The following is a 22,155-nucleotide window of genomic DNA, read 5'->3' as shown; positions in this document are numbered from 1 at the left end:
TCATGATATTTTTCAATTTCCCCCCGAGATTATTGAATACCTCGGCGCCGGCATCTCGGTCCCTTTGATCGCCTTCCAGAGGATTTCATTGAACAATCTATCCGGAACCGCATCGGCAACTTTGAAATTCATTTTCTTCATCAGGTTTTGCCCGTACTCGCCGGCTTTATTTTTCGCGTTCAGATCAATCAGCGGCTGTACCACGGTGTAGCTGGACGTATCCGGCGACGGCGTGAACGAATCGAACATCGGATTGGCAGCGACATCGTACTGGCTCATTGGCGGAAGACCGAGAATAAGTTCCATCGTCCTGAGAATGGATGAGGTCGAATAGAGAGTGTGATCGACAAAATTGCGTTTTACGAACGGCCCCAAGACAAGCGCCTCCGTTCTGTGCGCGTCGACGTGGTCCGCTCCATTCTGGGCGTCGTCTTCAATTACAAAGATCGCCGACTGACTCCAGGCGCTGCTGTGTGAAATCTTGTCGACGAACATCCCGAGAGCATAATCGTTCTGCGCCACCATTGCCTGTGGAGTCAGCGTGCCCTTTCGCGTCCCCGAAGTGTGATCGTTTGGGAGCCGGATTATGTTGAACTGCGGCAGCTTCCCGATGTTTACGAGCGAGTCAAAATCCTTTTCCCAGGCTTTGTACCTGTCCAGGTCGGAGTACTCGAGGTCCCATCCTTTGTACGCCGGGTCGAAATTCTCGGCAAGTACTTTTTGATTCGGACGGTCCAACCCAGGGTTGTCAGGATCTGAATCGACAAACTCACCGTAATCTCTGAGCGTTACGCCGTGCTTCGCACAGTCGTCCCAGATGTAACCTGAAGTCGGTGCAGCCGTTTTTTCCTCTCCCTCAAAATCATAGGGTGCACCACGGCCTCCGTAGTTCGAAGGCCAGCTCTTTTCTACATAGTCAGTCGCATATGCGGCGGTCGACCAGTTGTGGCCGTCTGCACTTACTTCCGCGTCCGCGTAAAGATTGTCCAGCAGGACGAAGCTCGTCACAAGCTTATGCAGGTTCGGTGTTACGGTCTCTCCGAACATTACAAGACTCGTGTCCCCGTTGCCCTGCTTTATATCTCCGAACACCTGGTCGTATGTGCGATTCTCCTTGATGAAGTAGAAAATGTACTTGATCGGCGAGGCGACGCCGACTTTGTTCGGCACCGGATTCCCCGGTTCGAAGCCTGCCTCCTTTGATACGCTCGGCCTGTACGGAGTGTTCGCATATACCTGCTGCGTGTATTTCGAGCTCTCTCTTCCGATTGGGAAATCGATGAACGATAGAGTGCCCTTCAAAAGCGTCCCAATGTATTGGTGTTGCGGGTTCGCGTACGACCTCTCACCCTTCCCGTTCAATACGAGTATCGTCCCCTCCTCATCGTGCTTCTTCCCCGGAACGATCATTACCTTTGTGGGATACCAACCGACCGGAATGAATCCCACAGGCGTCGGCGAATTCGGCTTTGACACATTTATTATTGCGACCGAATTGTTGTCTGCATTCGCAGCGAGCATAAATCGGCCGTCCGATGTCGCACATACTGAATTTGTAGTTGATCCTTCCGGTGAATCCGGATATAGCGCGGTAGAAACTGTAGCAGTGACCTTACGAGTCTCCAGGTTGAAGACCGTCACGCTGTTGTCGTTGGAGTTCGCAACGTATGCGAACATCCCGCTCGGGCTCAAGCAGATCTCAGTGGGATGGTCACCGGTTCTAAAATTGTACAGAAGCTTCTTCGAACTGAATGCTTCCACCTTTTTGGATCCCCAGATTGATACCAGCAATATTCCGTCTCGTGTATATTTGCAATAGTATGGCATCCCGTCGAGCTTCGCTGTCAAGATCTTTTTGTTCCCAAGATCGTAATAACGTAAGGTGCTGTCTCCCCTGAAGACGACCGCAAGCGTGTGCTTGTAAACATCAAGACCCGCCGCCCAGGCAGTTGACTTCGGGACCGGATCAGCAAACTTGATCGCACTCGAATCATGAAGCTCTCCATGATCAAGATCGAACGTATATACACAGTTTTGATTTCCGCCCGAGACAAACAGTTTCTTCCCCTGAAATGCGATTCCGAGCCAGCTATCCCTCAGCTGGATAGACTGTACCACTTTTTCGTTAGTGAGATCGACAAGCATCAGGACGGGCTTCGACACTCCGCCGTGCGTGACCGCCAGATATTTGCCGTCGGGAGATACAGCCGCGTTAAGAGGGAGATCCCCCAAAGCAATGGAATGTCCTGCCGGAGACAACCACCAGCCGTTGGGAAGGAGATAGCGATTGTTCGCTTCACCGGGAGTTTGAGCGACACATAGTGCGGACATTATAAGGTCGACTAGAAAAAAGTACAGGATTTTTTTCATGACTTCCCTCACCAAGGCTGTGCGATACAAGTTTAATTCAGCCGTGACTTTTTAACAATAGGAGCTGCATTTTTCATTCGAGCAGAAAACTTGATTCAGTGTGAACACGCGATTATATTTCATCGTGGTTAAATAGAGGAGCGGTGGTCATTAGTAATCGCGCGGAGGCACGGAGCGCCGACGATACGCGACCAAAGGGACACCCGCCGAAACCATCAAATGAAATTCGACATAGATGGTTGGGCTGCCCCCGAAGCGGGGAAACCGGAACGAAAAAAATGATCCGGTGAAGGTGAATAACCTGCAGACTGTCATCCCGTTAAGTTGTAGCAAAGCAAGGGATGGAGCGCTATTTGACTGATCGCTTTTTCATTCTTCGATCGGCCCGCCTCGATTTAACCTCCTGAACAGAACATGAAGATGAGGTTTCTAATCAAGTGAACATCGGTCTCATCGGCTACGGCAAGATGGGAAAGGAAGTGGAGACCGTCGCGCGGCAGCGCTCGCATTCGATCGCGGCAATTGCAGATGTCGATGCTAACCTCAGTGAGATGGAGAGCCAGTTCCGAAAATGCGACGCGATCGTGGACTTCTCCGTACCGACTGCTGTGCTCGACCACATAAGATTCGCGGCAACCGTGTCGAAACCTATCGTTATAGGGACCACCGGCTGGCAGAAGGAGATGGAAGAAGCGAAAAACATCGTCAACAGTTCGGGGATCGCGGCGGTCGCTTCGTCAAACTTCTCACTCGGGATGAATCTCTTCATCTCGACAGTCGAGCGTGCCGCGAAACTTTTCGGACAATATGATGGGTTTGACTGCGCCGTTTTGGAATCGCACCACAACCAGAAGGCCGATGCGCCAAGCGGAACCGCTATCAGTATCGGGAATGCGATTCTCGAGAACTTCCCTTCAAAGAAAAAGACGCGTGCGGGAATTCCCGTCGGGCGAATTCCGAAAGACGAACTACAGATAAATTCTATTCGAATCGGAAATGAATTCGGAACCCATTCTGTGTTTTTTGATTCCGAAAACGACAGGATCGAACTCACTCACACATCCAGAGGACGTCGGGGGTTTGCTCTCGGCGCGGTGATAGCGGCGGAATGGTCGGTGGGCAAGAAAGGATTTCATCTCTTCAAGGACATATTGAGCGAACAAAATAGAGGACGAAATGAAGGCTAGACTATTTCGGGGAACCGGTGTCGCGCTCGTGACGCCATTTCAAAAGGACGGTTCCGTCGATGACGAGAAACTCCGCGAGCTGGTGGAATTCCAGATCGCAAATGGTACGGAAGCTATCCTGCCGGCCGGGACCACCGGAGAGAGCGCTACGCTTTCTCATTCCGAACATCACCACGTTATGGAAGTGGTCCTCGAGCAGACGAACGGCCGCGTGCCTGTAATCGTCGGCGCCGGGAGCAACTCGACGCGTGAAGCAATATCGCTGACGATCCACGCCAAATCGATCGGGGCGGACGGAGTACTTTCTGTGGCGCCGTATTACAACAAACCGAACCAGGAAGGCTTATTTCAACACTATGCGGCCATCGCGGAGGCGGTCGACATTCCGATCCTCGTATATAATGTCCCCGGAAGGACCGGCAGCAACATAAACGCTGAGACCACACTGAGAATGGCCGAGGAGATACCGAATGTTTTCGCAGTCAAGGAGGCAAGCGGCAACATTCCTCAAATCATGGAAATACTCCGAGGACGGCCGGACGATTTCGCAGTGTATTCCGGCGACGACTCGATCGCATTCGCTGTAATCGCGCTCGGCGGTGACGGTATTGTTTCAGTGATAGCGAACCAGATCCCGAGGATGTTTGGAGACATGATCAGGCTCGCACTCGCCGGCAATCTTGATGACGCCCGAAAACTGCATTACAGACTTTTGCCGCTGATGAATGCGAACTTCATCGAGCCAAATCCGATCCCTGTCAAGTCCGGGATGGCAATGATGGGAATGATCGCCGAGATCTACAGGCTTCCACTCGTCCCGCCGTCCGAATCGACACGAGCCAAGCTGAAGAAAGTCCTTTCGGACCTCGAGCTGATTCCCGAACGCGTCGCGAAATGAAAGTGTGGTGTAATTCTTCACCTTACCTCCTTTAGACAGATGCAAAGCCGAGAACGGGTTTTGACGCGATGAATATTATTTTCGCAAATGCAATCTTGAGTACCACAGACTGTTGGACCAAGTATGAGTCGTGACCTTTTAAGAATCGACATAGAAAAATCGTTTGATTCAAATACAATCACGCCCGAGACTGCGTCGTGCGTGGAACGGTTCCTGGAAGTCCTGGACATCGGGGAAGTCAGAGCGGCTGAACCCGACAAGAATTCTCCCACCGGCTGGAGAGTCAATGAGTGGGTGAAGAAAGGGATATTGCTTGCCTTCCGGGTCGGCAAGGTGGTAAGGATCGAGAATGGATACCCGAACCATTTTTACGACAAGAGTACTTTTCCCACGAAGGGTGTTTCGATCTCAGACGATATCAGGCTCGTGCCCGGCGGCACTTCCATCAGACGCGGCGCATACATCGACAAAGGAACGGTCATAATGCCTCCAACTTACGTTAACGTCGGAGCGCACATCGGCGAAGGAACGATGCTGGATTCTCACACCCTCGTCGGATCGTGTGCACAGGTCGGGAAGAAAGTTCACCTGAGCGCCGCGTCTCAGATCGGAGGAGTTCTTGAGCCGGTTGGCGCGCTGCCGGTAATAATCGAAGACGAAGTGATGATCGGGGGCAACTGTGGCATTTACGAAGGAACGCTAGTAAAACGACGCGCCGTCATCGGCGCTGGCTGCATCATCACCGGATCGACCCCGATTTACGATCTTGTAAAAAGAAGGATCTACAAAAAAGAGAAGACGCGTCCCCTCATCGTACCCGAGGGCGCCGTCGTGGTGCCGGGCTCGCGAATTGTAGACAGTGACTTTGCCAGGAAGAACGGCATCTCGATTTATACTCCGGTGATCGTCAAGTACCGCGACGAGAAGACCGATGCCGCTACGGCTCTCGAGGAATCACTCAGGTAGCGGGCGGGCAGGAAACCGGAACCCGCGGGTCAATCCGGGTTCGATCTTCTATTTCAGTTGCGGCCCTCCGCCAATTTCGATCTTGCCGGTGTAATACCTCTTCTTGATGTGCCTTGACTTCTCAGTGAATGCATCGACCCCGATTTTTTTTATCGTGCAGAGATTGAATACCTTCATGTTGTGGGGGAGGACATCCGCTCTGTCAACTGCGGGATGGAGTTTGTCGCATGGAAACTCGTCGCATTGATAACAGAACTCTTTCTTTTTTTCAAGAACACAGAGATAAGTCTCACAAGTGCCTCCGATGACCGGGGAGTTTCCCTTCACCGATCTGCAGCCTTCGCATGGTATTTTATCGCTGGGTATACCCTTCTCGATAAGTCTATCGAAAAGACGCGAATCGTCTCTGCAGACATGCAGTTCGCAAATCCCGCAGTCTATCCCGCAGGGAGCAACCAGCTTCAATCTCTCTACTGTTGACATGAAATTCCTTTCAGTAAGATTTTTGTCGCGTGTAAATGGATACACGCAATTGTCACGTCACAAGTTATGGGCCCAATCGCACCGCTGAAGTCTGTGCGTTGAGGTACATTCAGCTCTTCCCTGACACTGAGCTGGATTATTTTAATAACGGGCTTGACGAAATCCAATAGATGCTCTCGCTCTGGCTGATGCACTGCATTCGCCGACCACGACCGGCAAATATTGTTTTAGTTACGCGCGTCTGCCATTTTATGGAAACAATGTCGGAGCCTTCGCATGGGAATTAAAATTCATTTGTTGTCGATCGTCCTTACTGTGCTGTCCGTTTCGTTCGGCGATCCAAAAGCATATTTCTTCAGAAGCAAATTAGCGCCCAACAGCACGTACAACATTTCGATGGATATAAGGAGCGAATCCACGATCAAATTCGTCGCGGACAACGAGACTCTTGCGCTCCTGCATAATTCAGGACTAAAGAACCCGACGAAGTCAAGTTCGGTGCAGAAAGTCGAAGAGACGATCAAGAGCGGTAACGCCGGGAGCGATAGTTCGTTCTTCGTCCGGATGACGATCAACAAGTTCGATAATGTCAGAAGGGTCAACGGTGTAGAAAGCAGCACGGGACCAGGCATTTCAATGAGCGGCCTCGAAGTCACGGGCATCTACACGAAAGAAAACAGACTGACGAACATCCGGATCGAAGGGGGCAAGCTTACTGAGGAGATGAGGACTGCCATCGGCACAATGGCAGAAAATGCGCTGGGGAACATTAGATATCCTGATAAGCCAATGGCGATCGGTGACAGCTTCCAACAGCAGATGCCGATGGTAATACCGATCCCCGGCTACAGCCCGGCGAGGCTTGAGATGGTTGTCAGTTATAAGCTGACGCGGGTTGACGGAGACACCGCTTATTTCGACAACACTTATACAATGAAGATGGACCAGGAAGAGCATGAATACAAAATGGAGCTCAGTGGAGGAGGCGCCGGTACATTAAAGCATGACCTTCGCCGAAATTTCTTTATTGCGGATATGTCGAGGATGAAAATGGACGCGAAGGTGAAGACCGACAAATTCGAGATGGATGAAAAATCAGACGTACAGGCATCAGTGGTCTACCATTAGCTCAAAGCGAAGACCGGATAGTTTGTTTGCTGAAAAGCCGGAAGAACGATTCGGTTCCGGGATCAAGGACAATATTTCATTCAGTGGTTCTCAAGTGCCGGAGGAGTGAATCACACTACGTCCCCTCGCTGTGTGATCCGACCGGCCGATTCACTAACTCATCTTCATGGCTGCGGAGCAACCAGATGGCGGCTGCGGAAGCGTTCACCGTGGAAAAAATCACATCGGAAAACCAATGAGCATCGTAGTACATCCTGGAAAGAGACGTCAGCATCGCGATGATTATCCAGACAGACCTCCACACCCAGTTACGCGAGAACCCGGCGAGTATTATTGATAACGAGAATGCGACGGCCACATCTCCGGATGGGAAGGAAAGGTGGGAATTCGGGCCGGCAACAAGGGGTGTAAACGCCAGGAACCCTTTGCCGGCGAAAGGTCTGAATCTCCCGACAAGCGACTTAAGTGAAATCGTGATCAGGCCGGAGTATAGGTAGGCCTGAAGGACCATAATTCCCTTCAGCCTGGTTCTCGGAAAATTGAAAAGGAGCCCGCACAAGTACAAACCAAGAAAAACATATAGCGTCGCATATCCCGTACCGTACCAGTGCAGATAACCCGCCAGTCTGTCCGCAAAGTGGGTGTGGAGCGCGAAGAAAAAGTACCTGATCGGCTCGTCAAAGCGAAAGGCGATCACAACGACAGACGCGAAGAGGGCTGTATACACCCATCCTCTCAATTTCCATCGTACCGGTGAGCTGTAGTACGTGCCCCAGTCGATGAACAATCTTTTCAAATCGCGTCCCAGGTCTATGATTCTGTTTGCCATTTTCATTTATGATCCGGTTCAGCTGATAGTTTATGTTGAAAAGAGTTGCCGAGCAATTACCTCCAGTTTCCGCTGATCGTCAACTCAGACGACTTTTACAGGCTTTTACTCTTTTTGCGTTTTACTCGCGTCCTTTGCTGTCGGACTCAACCGTGCATTCCTCGGCAAAAGCGGAGAGACCGTAAATCGTCTGACATATTTGGATTAGCTTGCCGGCAGGATCCGTGAATCCTTGAATCACGTTCCACGTCTTCCGATATTAATCAGTTGCATTATCAGGGCAAAAGGGTGCAAGTGAATGTTTAGAAATTTTCTAAAGATGTTCGACGACGGCTCTCATAATCTCAGGCGTAGAATCGGCTGGTTATATGTGTTCCTGGTTTCTACAAACCTCGCGGTCTGGATCGCGGCCCTGGCGACCTTCCACAGTTTTCCTCTACTGATCGGAACATCGGTGATCGCATACACATTTGGTCTCCGTCATGCTGTCGACGCCGATCACATCGCGGCGATTGACAACGTCACGCGTAAGCTGATGCAGGAAGGCAAGAGGCCTACTACCGTCGGGTTCTTCTTCTCACTCGGACATTCGACCGTAGTGATCATTGCATCGGTGGCTATCGCGGTCGCGACAGTATCTGTCGAAAAGAGTTTTCCGGGATTCCGGGCTATCGGCGGCCTGATCGGGACAGCCGTATCCGCTGGATTTCTTTTCCTTATCGCGCTGATAAATATGGTCGTCCTAAGGGACGTGCATAGGACATTTAACCGTGTGAAAATGGGAGGTTCGTACAACGAACAGTCGGTGTACGATTTGCTGGACAGGCGCGGGCTCATGGGAAGATTATTCGGCCCGCTCTTCAGATTCATCAAGCAGAGCTGGCACATGTATCCGCTCGGATTTCTTTTCGGACTCGGGTTCGACACTGCGACTGAAATCGGTCTTCTCGGCATTACTGCCACTGAGGCTACAAAAGGTCTTCCGGTCTGGTCGATTCTCCTGTTCCCTGCTTTGTTTGCGGCTGGGATGTCGCTCGTCGATACAACCGATGGCGTACTTATGCTCGCCGCATACGGATGGGCGTATGTCAAACCGCTCCGGAAGCTTTACTACAATATGACAATCACGTTTGTGTCTGTACTTGTCGCAGTTCTCGTTGGAAGCGTGGAGGTGTTCGGCATTCTCGCGGATAGATTTGAACTGAACGGCTGGTTCTGGACTTCAGCCGCGCGACTGAGCAACAGTTTCGATACGATGGGGTACTTCATAGTCGGGATTTTTGTACTGAGCTGGGGTGCGTCGACGTTGATCTACCGGCTGCGGCGGTACGAAGATGCCGATGTAAGAAACGATTGATGTCAGAAGATCAAATCGTAATTTAACCGGAACCCTCTGGCCGGCTGCGGCACAAAATCTTTGATCACCGAAAGATTATCTCTGTAGACCTGGTTAAACAAGTTGTCGCAGTTGAAGCTCACGTTATGAACCAGCCTATCTTCTGTCAGCCTGATGCCGAATCCGATGTTCACCACACCATAACCTGCTGTGTAGGTGTCGCCTTCCCCGAGTCTCTTCTGGGCCGCAGCCAGGCGCCATTGAATCATGCCTGAGTAGGCGTCATCTCGATATGTCACCGACAGCAACCCCCGGAGCGGAGGAGTGAATGGAAGGGGGACGCCGTTCTTTGTGTCTTCGGCGTTCACATAGTCGGCGCTCGCGCTGAATGCAAAACTTTGCAGCGGCTGAATGGCGACTCTGGATTCAAATCCTACGAGCCGGGCGTCAGTTGCCGAAAACTTTCGGACGGGCAAATTCTGTATCGTGTCGCCGCGAAGGTAACTATAAATGTAATTGCTTATGAAATTGACATAAGGAGACACCTCGACAATAAAGCCCGACACATCTCCTTTCAGCGATGCATCGATCCCCGTTGCAGCCTCGGGAGTCAGAGCTGCGTCGCCGACGGAATAAGTGTTGCTCGCCGCATCTGCGCCGTTGGCAAAGAGTTCCTGCACGGTCGGCGGACGGAACGACCTGGCCAGGTTCAACGATGACACGATTCCTGGAGCGAGATTCTGGATGAGCCCAACCGAAGCTGTCACCGCCTCGTGAGTGCGAACGATATCGATCGACTGAAACACAGGATCGGTTGACGCGGAATATGGTACGGCGTGAATCCGATTATAATCGAATCTAACAGCTCCCTGAAATCTCGTCTTTTCACTCGCGACATATTCCTCGTAAATGAAACCGGCGAGGTCCGTGGTAAACGAGTTCGGTCCAAGCGGCTGGTCCCCTTCGATCGAGAGATTCTCCAGGTTCGACCACAATCCAAGTGTTCCACGGAGAGCGCCGATTTCCCGGTGGTGCATCTGCAGCATTACATTGAAAGACCGATTATTGAAATGATTCGCCTGCGGATTCGAAATACCGGACGAATCCTGCTGGGTTGGGAACTCGGAATGATTATAGTCGACGTATCCCGCATCGAGTCTAAATTGTTTCACAATGCCGCTCTCCGGTTCCAATATGCTTCGCAGCTCTATTGAATTAACATTCTGCGCGATGAGAGATGTGGTTGGCGGGTCTGTAATCCAATCGGGATTTGGAGGAGTACCCGGAATACCGTATCTCATCTCGTAGTGTTTGAATCCGATTCCAGCCATTCCTGATTCGCCCTGGTACGAGTAACCCGCACCCTCTTCTTGAGTATGATTAAAAGTCTGCGGCATCCTGTTCAAATCAAAACTCTGAACGCCGTCGAAATAATTTGCCGCCGGGATGCGTGTATCTTGCGAGTGGACTCCACCTGCTAAAACACTGAATGCATGTCCGCCGTTGCTGTAAACACCGTTAAAGTAACCCGAGTATTCGTCGCTGACACTGTTCCCGCCCAGAGAGGCAGTCCCCGAAAATCTTTCAGACGATGCACTCGGGATGGTATTTGTAATCACATTAATAAGTCCGCCTACGGCATTCGGACCATAAATAATACTTGCAGGTCCGCGAACGACGTCGACTCTCTCGACGCTCATTGGTTCGATCGGCACTGAATGGGCGGGGTCGTAGGTCGAAACATCACCTGTGCGCATTCCATTTTCCAGCACGAGCACTTCGTTGTCGGATAATCCCCTTATGATCGGCCTCGCCGGCGCAGAGCCGTTATATCTGACCGCAATTCCCGGGAGATCTGAGATCTCTTCTGCCACGCTTGAGCCCGCAGTCTGATGAAGTGCGACCTTCGTTTTCGAATCAGAGGACTGGTACAATTCATCGGTCGTCTGCGCATACGGAGACGCAGAAACGACTATTTCGCTCGCTTCTATCGCGGATTGACGGAGCTCGACTGCGAGCTCAACCGTGCTGTCTTTGACAGCAATGCGGTTCACTCTCGAAGCATAACCGACACACCGAACAAATATTTGGTAATCCCCGGTGGGGATACTTGAAAATGAAAACTCACCTGCAGCGTCAGTATACGTCGCGCGGTCAAGCTCGAGGATGCGAACAGTCGCGCCGACCACCGGCTTTCTGTCGGACAGGACCCTTCCGCTAATATTTCCAGTCAAATGATTCTGTGAGTAGACGGCTTGGCTCATTCCCATCATCAAAGTGAGAATTATCAGAAGCGAGCATACGCCCATCATCCATGAATGGAGAATCGATTGCTCTGCAGTAGATTTCATTTGATGAATATATTTTGTGCCATGATTCTATCCAACCAAGTCCAGCCCATGGCGGAATCTCGAACTCGCAGTCGGAAAGTTTGCCATGCTTCCGTTTCTCTTTACCTCATGCTCCAATCGAAAAGCTCCGGTTTGTCTCACGACTCAAAGTCTCACGTTTTCCTGCCGGCGTGCTTTCTCACCTTCGGGAATCGCGCGGAGTTTTCTAGTTGAATGTTCCCCACACTTCTCTAAGCGCATCGGATATTTCTCCAAGTGTGGCATACGCTTCAACACATTCAATCAAACCCGGCATTACATTACTCTTCTCACTTGCGATTGTTTTCAACCGATCGAGCAATGTATTGACCAGTACGTTGTCTCTCTTCTTCCTCAAATGGGCTAATCGCTTGCTTTGAGTTTCTCTTACTGACGGATCCAAATGAAAAATTTCGGGACGGTTACTTTCCTCCACCCTATATTCATTGACTCCAACGATGATTTTCTCTTTTGTCTCGATAGCCTTTTGATATTTATACGCGCTCTTCGCTATTTCGTCCTGGAAGAAACCAATCTCGATACCTTTTACAGATCCGCCGATAGACTCAATCTTGTCCAGATACTTCCAGACCTCTTTTTCGATTTCATCCGTTAGTTTTTCCAGATAATAAGATCCGGCAAGTGGGTCAATCGTATTTGTTACTCCCGATTCGTGCGCAATTATTTGTTGAGTTCTGAGCGCCAGTCTCACCGAATCTTCTGTGGGCAGGGCGAGCGCCTCGTCTCTGCTGTTTGTGTGGAGTGATTGGCAGCCTCCAAGAACTGCCGCAAGCGCCTGGTAAGTGGTTCTCACAACGTTGTTGTCAATTTGTTGAGCGGTGAGAGTCGAGCCGCCGGTCTGCGCATGGAACCGGAGTTTCATCGCCTCATGATTCCTGCTGCCGAACTTCTCCCTCGTAATTTTCGCCCAGATTCTTCTGGCAGCTCTAAACTTCGCGATCTCCTCGAAGAAATCGTTGTGCGAATTGAAAAAGAAAGAGAGCTGGTTACCGAACGAATCGAATTCGAGGCCGGCCGATATTGCCGACCTGACATACTCCATCGCATTCGAGAAAGTGAAGGCGAGCTCCTGGACCGCAGACGATCCCGCTTCCCTGATGTGGTATCCGCTGATCGAGATTGCATTCCATCTCGGTAAGTTCTCACTGCAATAGCTGATTACGTCCGTTACAAGTCTGAGTGAAGGTGTGGGCGGAAAGATATGAGTTCCGCGCGAAATATATTCTTTCAGTATGTCATTTTGCGTCGTGCCCGAAATTTTCTTGAGGCCGGCATTTTGTTTCTTGGCAACAGCTACATACATCGCGAGAATGATTGCCGCGGTGGCATTGATCGTCATGGAGGTGGTGACCTTTTCCAAATCGATCCCATCTAGGAGCCGTTCCATGTCTTCGAGTGACGAAATCGCTACTCCAACCCGCCCCACCTCTCCTTCGCTCATCGGGTGGTCGGAATCGTATCCCATTTGCGTTGGTAGATCGAATGCGACCGAAAGGCCGGTGATCCCCTGACGGAGCAAGTAGCGGTATCGCTTATTCGACTCGTCCGCGCTCCCGAATCCCGCATACTGCCTCATGGTCCAGAACTTTCCCCGGTACATCGTCGGATATACGCCGCGCGTGTAAGGATATTCGCCGGGGAAGCCGAGCTTCGAGAGGTAATCGAAATCTGAGCGAGAGTATACCTGCTTAATCTCTATCCCGGAGTCGTTCTTGAAGGGCCCCTTTTTTACCGGTTCGGATTTCATAATCGCAAACCTATATTCGATACTTCGATCTGGCTTTGTCCTGAGAATGGCAAAATGTTTACTGTCCTCACATTCCGGTGACAACATCTACGAGCGTGAATAGAAACAGCCCGACGCTGAGATACGCATTGAGATTAAAGAACGCGAAGTTAATCTTGCTCAGGTCGTCTGGTCGCACGATCGCATGTTGATATGCGAGAACACCGGCTACGAGCAGGAGACCGACCAGGTAGACAACTCCGAGAGGGAGTATGAATCGCAACGAGACGAGGAGGAAGAAAGAGACTATATGCAGGAGAGTAGATACTTTCAGGGCTTTCTTTACGCCGAGATTCCGCGGCATAGAAAACAGTCCAACCTCATCGTCATACCCCAGATCCTGGCACGCGTAGATGATGTCGAAACCCGCTCCCCACGCGACGACAGCGAAGCCTAGTAGAACCGCCACGAGATTAAACTCGCCGGTAATGCCGAGCCATGCGCCGACGGGGGCAAGCCCCATTCCGATTCCGAGAAAAATGTGAGAGAGCCAGGTGAAGCGCTTTGTGAATGAGTAGAAAAATACAACCGCGAGAGCAACAGGCGAAAGATAGAAGCAGAGTCTGTTCAGCCTGTACGCCGCGTAGACCAGAAGAAGCGCAGCAATGGCAACGAAGAGTGAGGCTTCAAGGACGGAAATCTTACTAGTAGGTATCTCACGATCTTTCGTGCGCGGATTCTTACTGTCGTATTCGCGGTCGGCAATCCGGTTGAACCCCATTGCCGCAGAGCGAGCACCGACCATTGCCACAAGTATCCACGTCATCTTGTAGAAAGTGATCCTGCCTGCAAATGATGCGAGGGCTACACTCGTGAGAGCGAATGGAAGCGCAAATAGGGTATGCGAGAATTTTATCATCCTTCCGAAAGTAGCGATTCGATTGATAAGCGTCCTCATAGGTGTTCAAAATTATTCATGGTATTCTCAAAAAACAAAGAGATAAACATAATGGTTCAAGACTAACTTATCTCTTTTCGGATATAAAAAGGAAAACCCCGATAGGTGTCATCTAAAACCTATCGGGGTCTGATTTCCCAGGTTGCTGTGGGATTTTGGGCCTGAGCGCCTCGCCCTGCAAGACACCCTACTTTTTCAAAATCTGGATACCGCCATTTGTGGTGTGGAGATACATTCGCTTCCCGCCGTTATTGATCTTGCCGTCGAGACTTTTTGAATTGAACGACCCGCTGACAGTTACCGGGAACTCGGTATCAATTCCTCCGTTGGTTGTGTGTGCCTCAATATCCGCATCGATATCTTGAGGACAATAAATCTTTATTCCCCCGTTTGTGGTCTTCGCCTCGAGATCTTTGAAGGATCCACTCTTTGAAACTGATATCGAGATACCGCCGTTGGTTGTCGAAGCGTCTATTTCGCCAGTAACTCCGTCCAGGTTGATGCCACCGTTCGTGGAGTGAGCTTTTACATCTCCGGACACATCCTGGACTTCAACTTTACCGTTGGTCGATCCCAGATCCACCGTGACCCCGACTGGCACCTTAAGAGTATATTCGACATCCGCCGATTTCTCTCCGAGATGAAAGAGCCAGTCGAAGAATCCGCGGTTCCATTCGTGAGGATAATGTGTGTGAACCTCAAGGAAATCTTTTCCGCTTTCAATTTCAATCGAGAGATTGGTAAAATATTCGTCCGCTTCATCCTGGTCATCAGCTCTCACAGTCTTCTTGATTTGAAGAGAAACTTGATTCTTATCCCACGATTCAACGTAGATGTCGCCGTTCACGTTCTCGACAGTGACTTTGCCATCCGAAGTGATGTTGTAATTTCTCGTTTCGGTCTTGGAATATCTCCCTGCAAAAGCAGTCCCTGCAATTATTAAGAGCGCAATAAGCGGCAGTGTAGAAATCTTCTTCATGTCCATGACCTCCTCTTTTGATTTACGACCCAGAAACATACCATTAGCTACGAGGAACGGCACCTTAAGTTTCGCCGCTGAAATAACGTCTCCCCCGAAACGTGATAGTAACGGTCTCAATTCAACAGAGATCAATATCCAACGGATGCTTGGTGCTCATGCACGGCACGAAGAAATTTCGATCACGCAAATTAAAGATTCAACTCGCAGTGAGGCCGTGGGTAGCATGTTCTCATGGAAAACAAAAGAGGCAACCCGCTCTGAGCGAATTGCCTCTTTTATCTCAGGTGTATCGAGATTAGCTATACGAACAGCGGTGCGAGAACGAGGGTAATTGTTGCGAGAAGTTTTATCAGCACATGCAGTGAAGGTCCCGCAGTGTCTTTGAACGGATCACCTACGGTGTCGCCGACGACTGCCGCTTTATGAGTCTCACTTCTCTTCCCACCATACATACCGGTCTCAATATATTTCTTCGCGTTGTCCCACGCGCCACCGCCATTGTTCAAAAGTATGGCCACAAGTATCCCGGCGATCGTTCCAACCATGAGGAGAGCCGCGACTGCTTCGGCGCCGACATTGAACAACCTGAAAATCACTCCGACCGCTATCGGAGTTCCGACGGCAAGGAGTCCGGGACCAACCATGCTGCGGAGCGCAGCGCGAGTAACGATATCGACCGTGCGTCCGTAATCCGGCTGGTCGGTGCCTGCGAGTATTCCGGGTTTTTCTTTGAATTGGGCGCGCACATCATTGATGACGAAATATGCCGCCTTGCCGACTGCCTTGATCGCGAGCGAGCTGAACAGGAACACCAACGCCGCACCGAGGAGTCCGCCGATGAACACCTCCGGCCTTGCAATGTTCACGGAAGTCATCGCAGGAAGTCCTTTTTCCTTCAGGAGCACATTAACATCATCTATATATGCAGAGAAGAGTAGGAATGCTGCGAGAGCGGCGGAACCGATCGCGTAACCTTTTGTCAATGCCTTTGTGGTATTCCCTATCGCGTCAAGCCGGTCAGTTTTCTTGCGAACATTTTCAGGCTGACCGCTCATCTCGACGATTCCGCCCGCGTTATCAGTGATCGGGCCGAAGGTATCCATCGCGAGTATATATGCCGCGGTTCCAAGCATTCCCATCGTGGCTACAGCCGTTCCGAAGAGCCCGGCGTTCGGAATGCCTGTCGCCAACCCGAGATAGTAAGAACCGACAATCGCGATCGAGATCGTGATGACAGGCATCCATGTCGACTCGAGTCCGACAGCAAAACCAGTGATGATATTAGTCGCCGGGCCCGTCTGAGATGCTTCGGCAATCGATTTGACAGGTCTGTATTTGTATTCGGTGAAATACTGTGTAATGTAGACGAATGCAATGCTTGTGAGGATTCCGACCATACCCGCGGCGAAAAAATACAACCAGGCATTCGGTGCGCCGGGAGTGTACAGAAGCCACCTTGATCCGATGAAAAATCCGATTGCTGCGAGAGCGGAGGTAATGTAGTAACCGCGGTTTAACGCCTGCATTGGATCTGCATCTTCGCGAGTCCGTACGCACATCACCCCCACAATTGAGGCAATTAGTCCGAAGGCACGCACAACAAGCGGGAACATAATGACACTGATGCTATGGTTAAAAACTGGAAGAGTATACAGTGCGACGCCCAGGATCATAGCGCCGATATTTTCAGCGGCTGTCGACTCGAACAGGTCCGCTCCGCGGCCCGCGCAGTCGCCGACGTTATCGCCGACTAGGTCCGCGATCACGGCGGGATTTCTCGGATCATCTTCGGGTATGCCCGCCTCGACTTTTCCGACGAGGTCGGCGCCGACATCGGCAGCCTTGGTGTAGATTCCGCCTCCGAGTTGGGCGAACAACGCAACGAATGACGCACCGAATCCGAATCCGACGATCATGAAGGGAATCTTCTCAATCGGAGTGCCCATTGCCTTGAGAGTTCCGAAAAGTCCGCCAACGCCGAGCAGACTCATTGCCACCACGAATAGTCCTGATACTGCGCCTCCGCGCATTGAAATCTGAAGAGCACGGTTGAGAGAAGTCAGTGCAGCATTAGCTGTACGTGTATTGGATCGGATCGAAACAAACATACCAATGAATCCCGCGATGCCCGAACACAAAGCTCCGAAAAGAAATGCAAGTGCCGTGTAAGCAGCGAGACGTTCCGGGGCGACCGGATCGTTCGGCATAGGTTTCCTCACCCAAGCGTAGAGGATAAATATGATGGCAGCTACAACGACGCTAAGCATCGCTATAGTCGAATATTGTCTTTTCAAAAACGCTTCCGCCCCCTGACGGATTGCGTCACCGATCTTCTGCATCTCCGGTGTGCCGCGATCCTGTTTCATAATCCGCGCCGCAAGATACACCGCGAACAGAAGAGAAAGCACGCTAATGCACAGAATCAGTGTTAATTCCACTATTAGTTCTCCTTAGTTTGCAATTAAGGTTTCGAATTTATTTAGACAGAGATGAAGGCGTGAGTGAATCTACTCAGCCGATATCACTTCAGTATGTTACTCGCAGTTTAGTGCTTTTTGAAGTTTGATCATCTGATCGTTCTTCGGGTCTTGCTTCAATACTAACTTGATCTCTTTGCATGCATCGTCGATCTTTCCGAGAAAGGCGTAGTCCTGTGCAAGCAGAGCGTGCGTCTTCAGCTCCTTTGGATCGTACTTGAGAGCCGTCATAAGATCCTGCTGGGCATCGGTGAAATATTTCTTCGCCTCATCGGGTTTGTCCTTTGTTAATTTGCTCCCCGCCATCAGCTTCGAAAAACCGATCTGCCTGTAAGCCTCGTTGAGTTCGGAAGAATGATCCGCCGATGTGTCCGCGAGTGCAAGCTTTATCACATTCTGATACACTTCGGTCTCCTCGTCCACCGAATCCACCAGCGAGTATGTAAGCGCGAGCCAGTGCGTCCCGACGAAGTTGTCCGGCTTGATCGAAACAACTCTCCGCAGTGCCGTGATCGCGTCGGGATAATCCTTGACGACGATGTAGCACAACCCCATGTTCAATTCCGCTGCGACATCATCCGGGGTCATCGCAAGGTGTCTCTGGAAATGAACTATTGCCTGGTCGTACCGCTTCGAGGCAAAGAGAGTATTTGCGAGGAGATTCTCAAGAACGGATTGTGTAGTATCGAGCTTTACCGCGTGGCTCCAGGCATCGATGGTAGCATTCGTGTCTTTTACGGCCTGAGCAGCGATCCCAAACCTGGTAAGATCCTTGACACTCATGGAATCAATGGGAATGGACTTGAAAGTGTTATATGCGTCCGGAGCTTTCTGCCAGAAGAAATAAGCCGCAGCCAGGTTCTTCTTGGCTTCAACTGAGTTGGGGTATTTCTTCAGGTATTCCTGATAGTACTTGACTGCCTCGGGATAAAACTTGCCTTCAACAGCGGACTCCCCAAGATGGAGAAGCGCTTTGTCGTCGTTCGGAACGAGTTGGTGATATTTTTCCAGAAAAGTGAATGCTTCACGGTATTTCTTGTTGATATAGAGAATTTCTCCCGCCTGCCTTTGCGCTTCGGCATTGTTCGGCTCAATCTGGGTAGCGTTCACGAACTCCTGATACGCATCCGTCCCATCGTTGTTCTTCATGTAGGTGTTTGCAAGCTTCAACCTCAACGGCACATTGAGTGAATCCAGGGTAAGGGCTTCTTTGTAGTTGTCTATCGCCGCGTCAAGTATCCCCTGTTCCCGGTATACGTCGGCAATTCCTTCGATCGCGCGGGCGTTCTTATCGTTCATGTCCCTTGCCTTGTAAAAGGCCTGCATCGCATTGTCGAGAGAATCTATGGCGAGATAATTGTTGCCAAGCGAGATCACATAGGACGAATTCTTGGGGTCTAATTGAGAAGCAACTTTATAATATTGGATAGCGTCGGTATTCTTTTTTTCCAGTGCAAGGGTTTGCCCCAGAGCTCCGAATGCTTCCACAAGTTCATCGTCATACTTAACTGCATTCTGCAGGAACAATTCCGAGCTGTCGAGTTTCCCGAGACACAGATATGCCTCACCTACGTACATATTTACTTTCGCGGATCTCGGATCGTCGGCAACAGCTCTCAAAAGATATTGAAGTGCACCTGAGCAATCCTTGCTCTTCAACAGGTTTCTTCCCATGGTTAGCTGGTCCTGAGCCGGAGCGCTTTTCACGACGACAAGAATGAATAATAGAATCAGTAGCGGTGCAATCTTCTTCATAATGGTTGGTTGTTTAGTTGTACATAATTGACGGGAACCGTCATCGGGACGAGCCCGTTATCTAGAAATATTTTCTGGCCGCGATTACCCGCCGCGTACGTCAGGAAACCCGCAGCGAGGCCAAGATTGAAATCTCTTGAATAGAAGATGATCGGTCTGGTAAGCGGATAGTACTTTCGGCCGATATTTGCAGGCCACGGGTAGTGGTACGCTCCAAACACGTTAGGATCGATGTATCCCATAGCAGTGGAGTCGACCTCGGCGACATCGAGCGCCTTCGGTGGATCCTTCTTACTCGGGAGAAGGGTCGATCCGTTCGTCAGCCAGTCGGCGCTTATGAAACCGATCGCGTACCTGTTATCTCTGACGAACGAATATACGTTCGACATGCTTGAACACGGATAGGCTTCGGAGAATTTCTCTCCCTTCATAACCCTGCTCTGGAAGAATTCTACCGTTCCGGAGTTCGGGCTCTCGAGCGCCGGGATTATCCTGCCCGAAAGATTTGGGTCCAGATTCCTCCAACGCGTCGCCTTTCCGGTGAAGATATCCCTGAGCTGGGAAGTATTGATCTGCGCGAGCGGGTTCGAGTGATTCACAATTATGGCGACCCCGTCTAGCGCAACCCTCGTGCTGTCCACTTCAATATTAAATTTCTTAATGACATCAAGTTCGCCCTGGTTGAACGGTCTTGAACAAACGGCAAGGGTTGTCTCGTTGTTCAGCAACTTCACGATAGCAGTCCTGGTCGGCACCGCGTGTACCACGATGTGAGCCTTCTGGTACAATCCCATGAAGTCTTCAGCTATTTTCGTGACGGACGGTGCGACTGATTCCGCACAATACACATCAAGGTTCCCTTCCGTCGGAGAATAGTCCGGGTGTTTCTTGAGGTTACAAGAAAAAATGAAGACCGCAAGAAGTAGCGTCAGTAATTCCGGAACTCTAATCTTCTTCACGTCGCCTTGATTTGGTTTGAGTCACAACGAAGCGATAGATTGCCCATAGAATCAGCACAATGCCGAGCATAATCCTGAATTGCTTCGGGACATTAGTCGGAACGAGCGCTCCGAAAATAACGAAAAGCCCGCCCAAAAGAAAGACGGCGGACAGGAAGTACGAAACATACTTCAGGATAGTTTGAAAGGGGCTTTCCCGATCGGCTTCCACCTTGCCCGCTACTGACTCTGCTTGAGTCTGAATGTAAATGGAATGCTAATCCACACAGACACCGGCCCCTTGTTCATGATGGCCGGAGTGAACCGACATTGCATCGCGGCATTTATCGCCGCTTGATTGAAGATTTCTCCGTCGGATTTCAGTACCATGGCTTTCTTTGGAACGCCGCGCTTATCAACCCAAATGTTCACAACCACCCTTCCCTGTAGCCCGACCCTGCGTGCCATCTCGGGGTACTCCGCCTTCGCTTCTGTAATAAACTCCGGATATTTCTCGAACGCCCTGAACGTGTCGGGAGGCGGTACATTTTCACTATCGATGGTGCTGTTCTCGCCGGAAGTATTTGTGGATGTTCCATTACCGCTTCCGGCCCCGGTGCCGGTCAACTGTCGCAATGCATTTTGATCCATGATAGTCTGTTCCGGCGAAACGTCCGCGTCCGGTACTATGACAGGAACACCTCTGTCTGGAGTTATAGTCGTCGCAATTTGAACGCCCTGTGTCGTTCCAAAGGGTCTGACATCCATCCACGTGGGCGGCTCATAGCCCGCCGGTTTTCCGCTACCAGTGACAATCGATCCGCCATCGCTTCCAACAAGCTGCTTCACGAGCCAGTAGCTTCCGATGCCGGTGAAATGAAAGGCAACTGCAATCGTCAATCCGATCGCACCGTACCTCGCCGCCGCGTGACGAAGTTCCGAATGCTCCTGTTGAATGCCGATCGCAGTTGCCATGGCGTTACTGATTCTGTTTGAGTTTGAACGTAAACGGTATCACGACCCACACTGATACCGGTCCTTTGTTCATGATCGCGGGAGTAAACCGGTACTGCATTGCAGCGGATTTGGCCGGCTCGTTGAAAATCTCCGCGTCGCTCTTCAACACAACGGCCTGTTTGGGTTTACCGTCCTTGTCGACCCAGATCTTCACTATCACTCTTCCTTCGATCCCTGCTCTCTGTGCAAGCTCAGGATACTTCGGAAGGATTTGTTTTACGATCTGCGGTTCCTTCTCGACGGGGACGAAATCCGGGGGTGGCTCATCATCGCCGACTTTCAAGTCGCCCAGCGCCACGCCGACAGAGTCACCGTTGCCGCCAGTCTGCGTCACCGGTCCCGCTATCTTGCTCAGCTCCTGCTGAGTGGCGATAGTCTGTTCTGGCGAGACCTGGGCGTCCGGTACCGGTACCGGTATACCCACGTTCGGTTTTGCCATCGGAGCGGAAACGGCCACTTGTGGAAGTGATTGCTGGTTCATGATTGATGGCGGCGGCCCCAGTTCCTGGTATTTCAAGACTCTTACCATGGGGACGTTTTCGTTTTCGCGTCCAAGTTCCACAGCGGTCCAGTACGCGCCGATACCGAGACCGTGTAGTGTTAGCGCTATTGCCAATCCCCAGCCGGTGTACTTATGTGCCAGCTTCTTCAGAAGCGGTGCGCCATAACTAGTCGGTCCTAACGAGGCTTCCGCAGCTTTAATGTCAGCCATTAT

General features: G+C 50.9%; 17 protein-coding genes and 1 riboswitch. Of the genes, 5 read left to right on the top strand and 12 right to left on the bottom strand.

Features of this window, described 5'->3' with window-relative positions:
* Positions 1 to 12: 12 nt before the first annotated feature.
* The gene (locus VIS48_08080) at positions 13 to 2,370 is read right to left on the bottom strand and encodes a bifunctional YncE family protein/alkaline phosphatase family protein (GenBank protein HEY9166102.1); all 2,358 of its coding nucleotides are present in this window, start codon (positions 2,368 to 2,370) and stop codon (positions 13 to 15) included.
* Between the two features lie 125 nt (positions 2,371 to 2,495).
* Positions 2,496 to 2,730, top strand: a riboswitch (Lysine riboswitch).
* Between the two features lie 77 nt (positions 2,731 to 2,807).
* Between VIS48_08080 and dapB the strand changes: the two genes are divergently transcribed.
* From dapB to VIS48_08065, 3 genes are all read left to right on the top strand, one after another.
* On the top strand, positions 2,808 to 3,557 hold the full coding sequence (gene dapB, locus VIS48_08075; GenBank protein ID HEY9166101.1) for a 4-hydroxy-tetrahydrodipicolinate reductase: 750 nt from the start codon (positions 2,808 to 2,810) through the stop codon (positions 3,555 to 3,557).
* Positions 3,547 to 4,455: a 4-hydroxy-tetrahydrodipicolinate synthase gene (gene dapA, locus VIS48_08070; protein ID HEY9166100.1), complete on the top strand. Its 909-nt coding sequence runs from the start codon at positions 3,547 to 3,549 to the stop codon at positions 4,453 to 4,455. Before dapB ends, dapA begins: the two co-directional genes overlap by 11 nt.
* A gap of 123 nt (positions 4,456 to 4,578) precedes the next feature.
* Positions 4,579 to 5,421 (top strand): 2,3,4,5-tetrahydropyridine-2,6-dicarboxylate N-succinyltransferase, encoded by an 843-nt coding sequence (locus VIS48_08065; protein ID HEY9166099.1) that lies wholly within the window; start codon positions 4,579 to 4,581, stop codon positions 5,419 to 5,421.
* Positions 5,422 to 5,469: 48 nt separating this feature from the next.
* Here the strand turns inward: VIS48_08065 and VIS48_08060 are convergent, their stop codons facing one another.
* Positions 5,470 to 5,904, bottom strand: a complete 435-nt coding sequence (locus VIS48_08060; GenBank protein ID HEY9166098.1) for a DUF3795 domain-containing protein — start codon at positions 5,902 to 5,904, stop codon at positions 5,470 to 5,472.
* 276 nt (positions 5,905 to 6,180) lie between these two features.
* Between VIS48_08060 and VIS48_08055 the strand changes: the two genes are divergently transcribed.
* On the top strand, positions 6,181 to 7,032 hold the full coding sequence (locus tag VIS48_08055) for a hypothetical protein (protein HEY9166097.1): 852 nt from the start codon (positions 6,181 to 6,183) through the stop codon (positions 7,030 to 7,032).
* Between the two features lie 115 nt (positions 7,033 to 7,147).
* Here the strand turns inward: VIS48_08055 and VIS48_08050 are convergent, their stop codons facing one another.
* A complete protein-coding gene (locus VIS48_08050; protein HEY9166096.1) occupies positions 7,148 to 7,867 on the bottom strand; it encodes a phosphatase PAP2 family protein in 720 nt (239 codons plus the stop codon).
* Between the two features lie 292 nt (positions 7,868 to 8,159).
* Between VIS48_08050 and VIS48_08045 the strand changes: the two genes are divergently transcribed.
* A complete protein-coding gene (locus VIS48_08045) occupies positions 8,160 to 9,218 on the top strand; it encodes a HoxN/HupN/NixA family nickel/cobalt transporter (protein HEY9166095.1) in 1,059 nt (352 codons plus the stop codon).
* Between the two features lie 2 nt (positions 9,219 to 9,220).
* Here the strand turns inward: VIS48_08045 and VIS48_08040 are convergent, their stop codons facing one another.
* The 9 genes from VIS48_08040 to VIS48_08000 all read right to left on the bottom strand — a co-directional run bounded on the left by VIS48_08040 (position 9,221) and on the right by VIS48_08000 (position 22,152).
* Entirely contained in the window at positions 9,221 to 11,548 is a 2,328-nt protein-coding gene (locus VIS48_08040) for a TonB-dependent receptor (protein ID HEY9166094.1), read from the bottom strand.
* 205 nt (positions 11,549 to 11,753) lie between these two features.
* The gene (locus VIS48_08035; GenBank protein HEY9166093.1) at positions 11,754 to 13,334 is read right to left on the bottom strand and encodes a methylmalonyl-CoA mutase family protein; all 1,581 of its coding nucleotides are present in this window, start codon (positions 13,332 to 13,334) and stop codon (positions 11,754 to 11,756) included.
* Between the two features lie 67 nt (positions 13,335 to 13,401).
* Positions 13,402 to 14,271: a UbiA-like polyprenyltransferase gene (locus tag VIS48_08030; GenBank protein HEY9166092.1), complete on the bottom strand. Its 870-nt coding sequence runs from the start codon at positions 14,269 to 14,271 to the stop codon at positions 13,402 to 13,404.
* A 187-nt stretch (positions 14,272 to 14,458) separates the two neighbouring features.
* Positions 14,459 to 15,250: a DUF4097 family beta strand repeat-containing protein gene (locus VIS48_08025; GenBank protein ID HEY9166091.1), complete on the bottom strand. Its 792-nt coding sequence runs from the start codon at positions 15,248 to 15,250 to the stop codon at positions 14,459 to 14,461.
* Positions 15,251 to 15,552: 302 nt separating this feature from the next.
* Positions 15,553 to 17,691: a sodium-translocating pyrophosphatase gene (locus VIS48_08020; protein ID HEY9166090.1), complete on the bottom strand. Its 2,139-nt coding sequence runs from the start codon at positions 17,689 to 17,691 to the stop codon at positions 15,553 to 15,555.
* 96 nt (positions 17,692 to 17,787) lie between these two features.
* Positions 17,788 to 19,485, bottom strand: a complete 1,698-nt coding sequence (locus VIS48_08015; protein ID HEY9166089.1) for a tetratricopeptide repeat protein — start codon at positions 19,483 to 19,485, stop codon at positions 17,788 to 17,790.
* Positions 19,482 to 20,444 (bottom strand): substrate-binding domain-containing protein, encoded by a 963-nt coding sequence (locus VIS48_08010; GenBank protein ID HEY9166088.1) that lies wholly within the window; start codon positions 20,442 to 20,444, stop codon positions 19,482 to 19,484. Before VIS48_08010 ends, VIS48_08015 begins: the two co-directional genes overlap by 4 nt.
* A gap of 219 nt (positions 20,445 to 20,663) precedes the next feature.
* Complete coding sequence (locus VIS48_08005) at positions 20,664 to 21,398, bottom strand: energy transducer TonB (protein HEY9166087.1); 735 nt, start codon at positions 21,396 to 21,398, stop codon at positions 20,664 to 20,666.
* 4 nt (positions 21,399 to 21,402) lie between these two features.
* Positions 21,403 to 22,152, bottom strand: a complete 750-nt coding sequence (locus VIS48_08000; GenBank protein HEY9166086.1) for a TonB family protein — start codon at positions 22,150 to 22,152, stop codon at positions 21,403 to 21,405.
* Positions 22,153 to 22,155 lie beyond the last annotated feature (3 nt).

Source organism: Candidatus Kryptoniota bacterium (genome assembly GCA_036567965.1).
Taxonomy (GTDB): Bacteria; Bacteroidota; Ignavibacteria; order Kryptoniales; family JAKASW01; genus JAKASW01.
Note: the sequence above shows the minus strand (reverse complement) of the source record. Positions and strands in the feature narration are given on the sequence as shown.

Excerpts from the sequence above, each read along its gene's own strand:
- VIS48_08080 (HEY9166102.1), bottom strand. The coding sequence starts at position 2,370 with ATGAAAAAAATCCTGTACTTTTTTCTAGTCGACCTTATAATGTCCGCA.
- dapA (HEY9166100.1), top strand. The coding sequence starts at position 3,547 with ATGAAGGCTAGACTATTTCGGGGAACCGGTGTCGCGCTCGTGACGCCA.
- VIS48_08065 (HEY9166099.1), top strand. The coding sequence starts at position 4,579 with ATGAGTCGTGACCTTTTAAGAATCGACATAGAAAAATCGTTTGATTCA.
- VIS48_08060 (HEY9166098.1), bottom strand. The coding sequence starts at position 5,904 with ATGTCAACAGTAGAGAGATTGAAGCTGGTTGCTCCCTGCGGGATAGAC.
- VIS48_08055 (HEY9166097.1), top strand. The coding sequence starts at position 6,181 with ATGGGAATTAAAATTCATTTGTTGTCGATCGTCCTTACTGTGCTGTCC.
- VIS48_08050 (HEY9166096.1), bottom strand. The coding sequence starts at position 7,867 with ATGAAAATGGCAAACAGAATCATAGACCTGGGACGCGATTTGAAAAGA.
- VIS48_08045 (HEY9166095.1), top strand. The coding sequence starts at position 8,160 with ATGTTTAGAAATTTTCTAAAGATGTTCGACGACGGCTCTCATAATCTC.
- VIS48_08040 (HEY9166094.1), bottom strand. The coding sequence starts at position 11,548 with ATGAAATCTACTGCAGAGCAATCGATTCTCCATTCATGGATGATGGGC.
- VIS48_08035 (HEY9166093.1), bottom strand. The coding sequence starts at position 13,334 with ATGAAATCCGAACCGGTAAAAAAGGGGCCCTTCAAGAACGACTCCGGG.
- VIS48_08030 (HEY9166092.1), bottom strand. The coding sequence starts at position 14,271 with ATGAGGACGCTTATCAATCGAATCGCTACTTTCGGAAGGATGATAAAA.
- VIS48_08025 (HEY9166091.1), bottom strand. The coding sequence starts at position 15,250 with ATGAAGAAGATTTCTACACTGCCGCTTATTGCGCTCTTAATAATTGCA.
- VIS48_08015 (HEY9166089.1), bottom strand. The coding sequence starts at position 19,485 with ATGAAGAAGATTGCACCGCTACTGATTCTATTATTCATTCTTGTCGTC.
- VIS48_08005 (HEY9166087.1), bottom strand. The coding sequence starts at position 21,398 with ATGGCAACTGCGATCGGCATTCAACAGGAGCATTCGGAACTTCGTCAC.
- VIS48_08000 (HEY9166086.1), bottom strand. The coding sequence starts at position 22,152 with ATGGCTGACATTAAAGCTGCGGAAGCCTCGTTAGGACCGACTAGTTAT.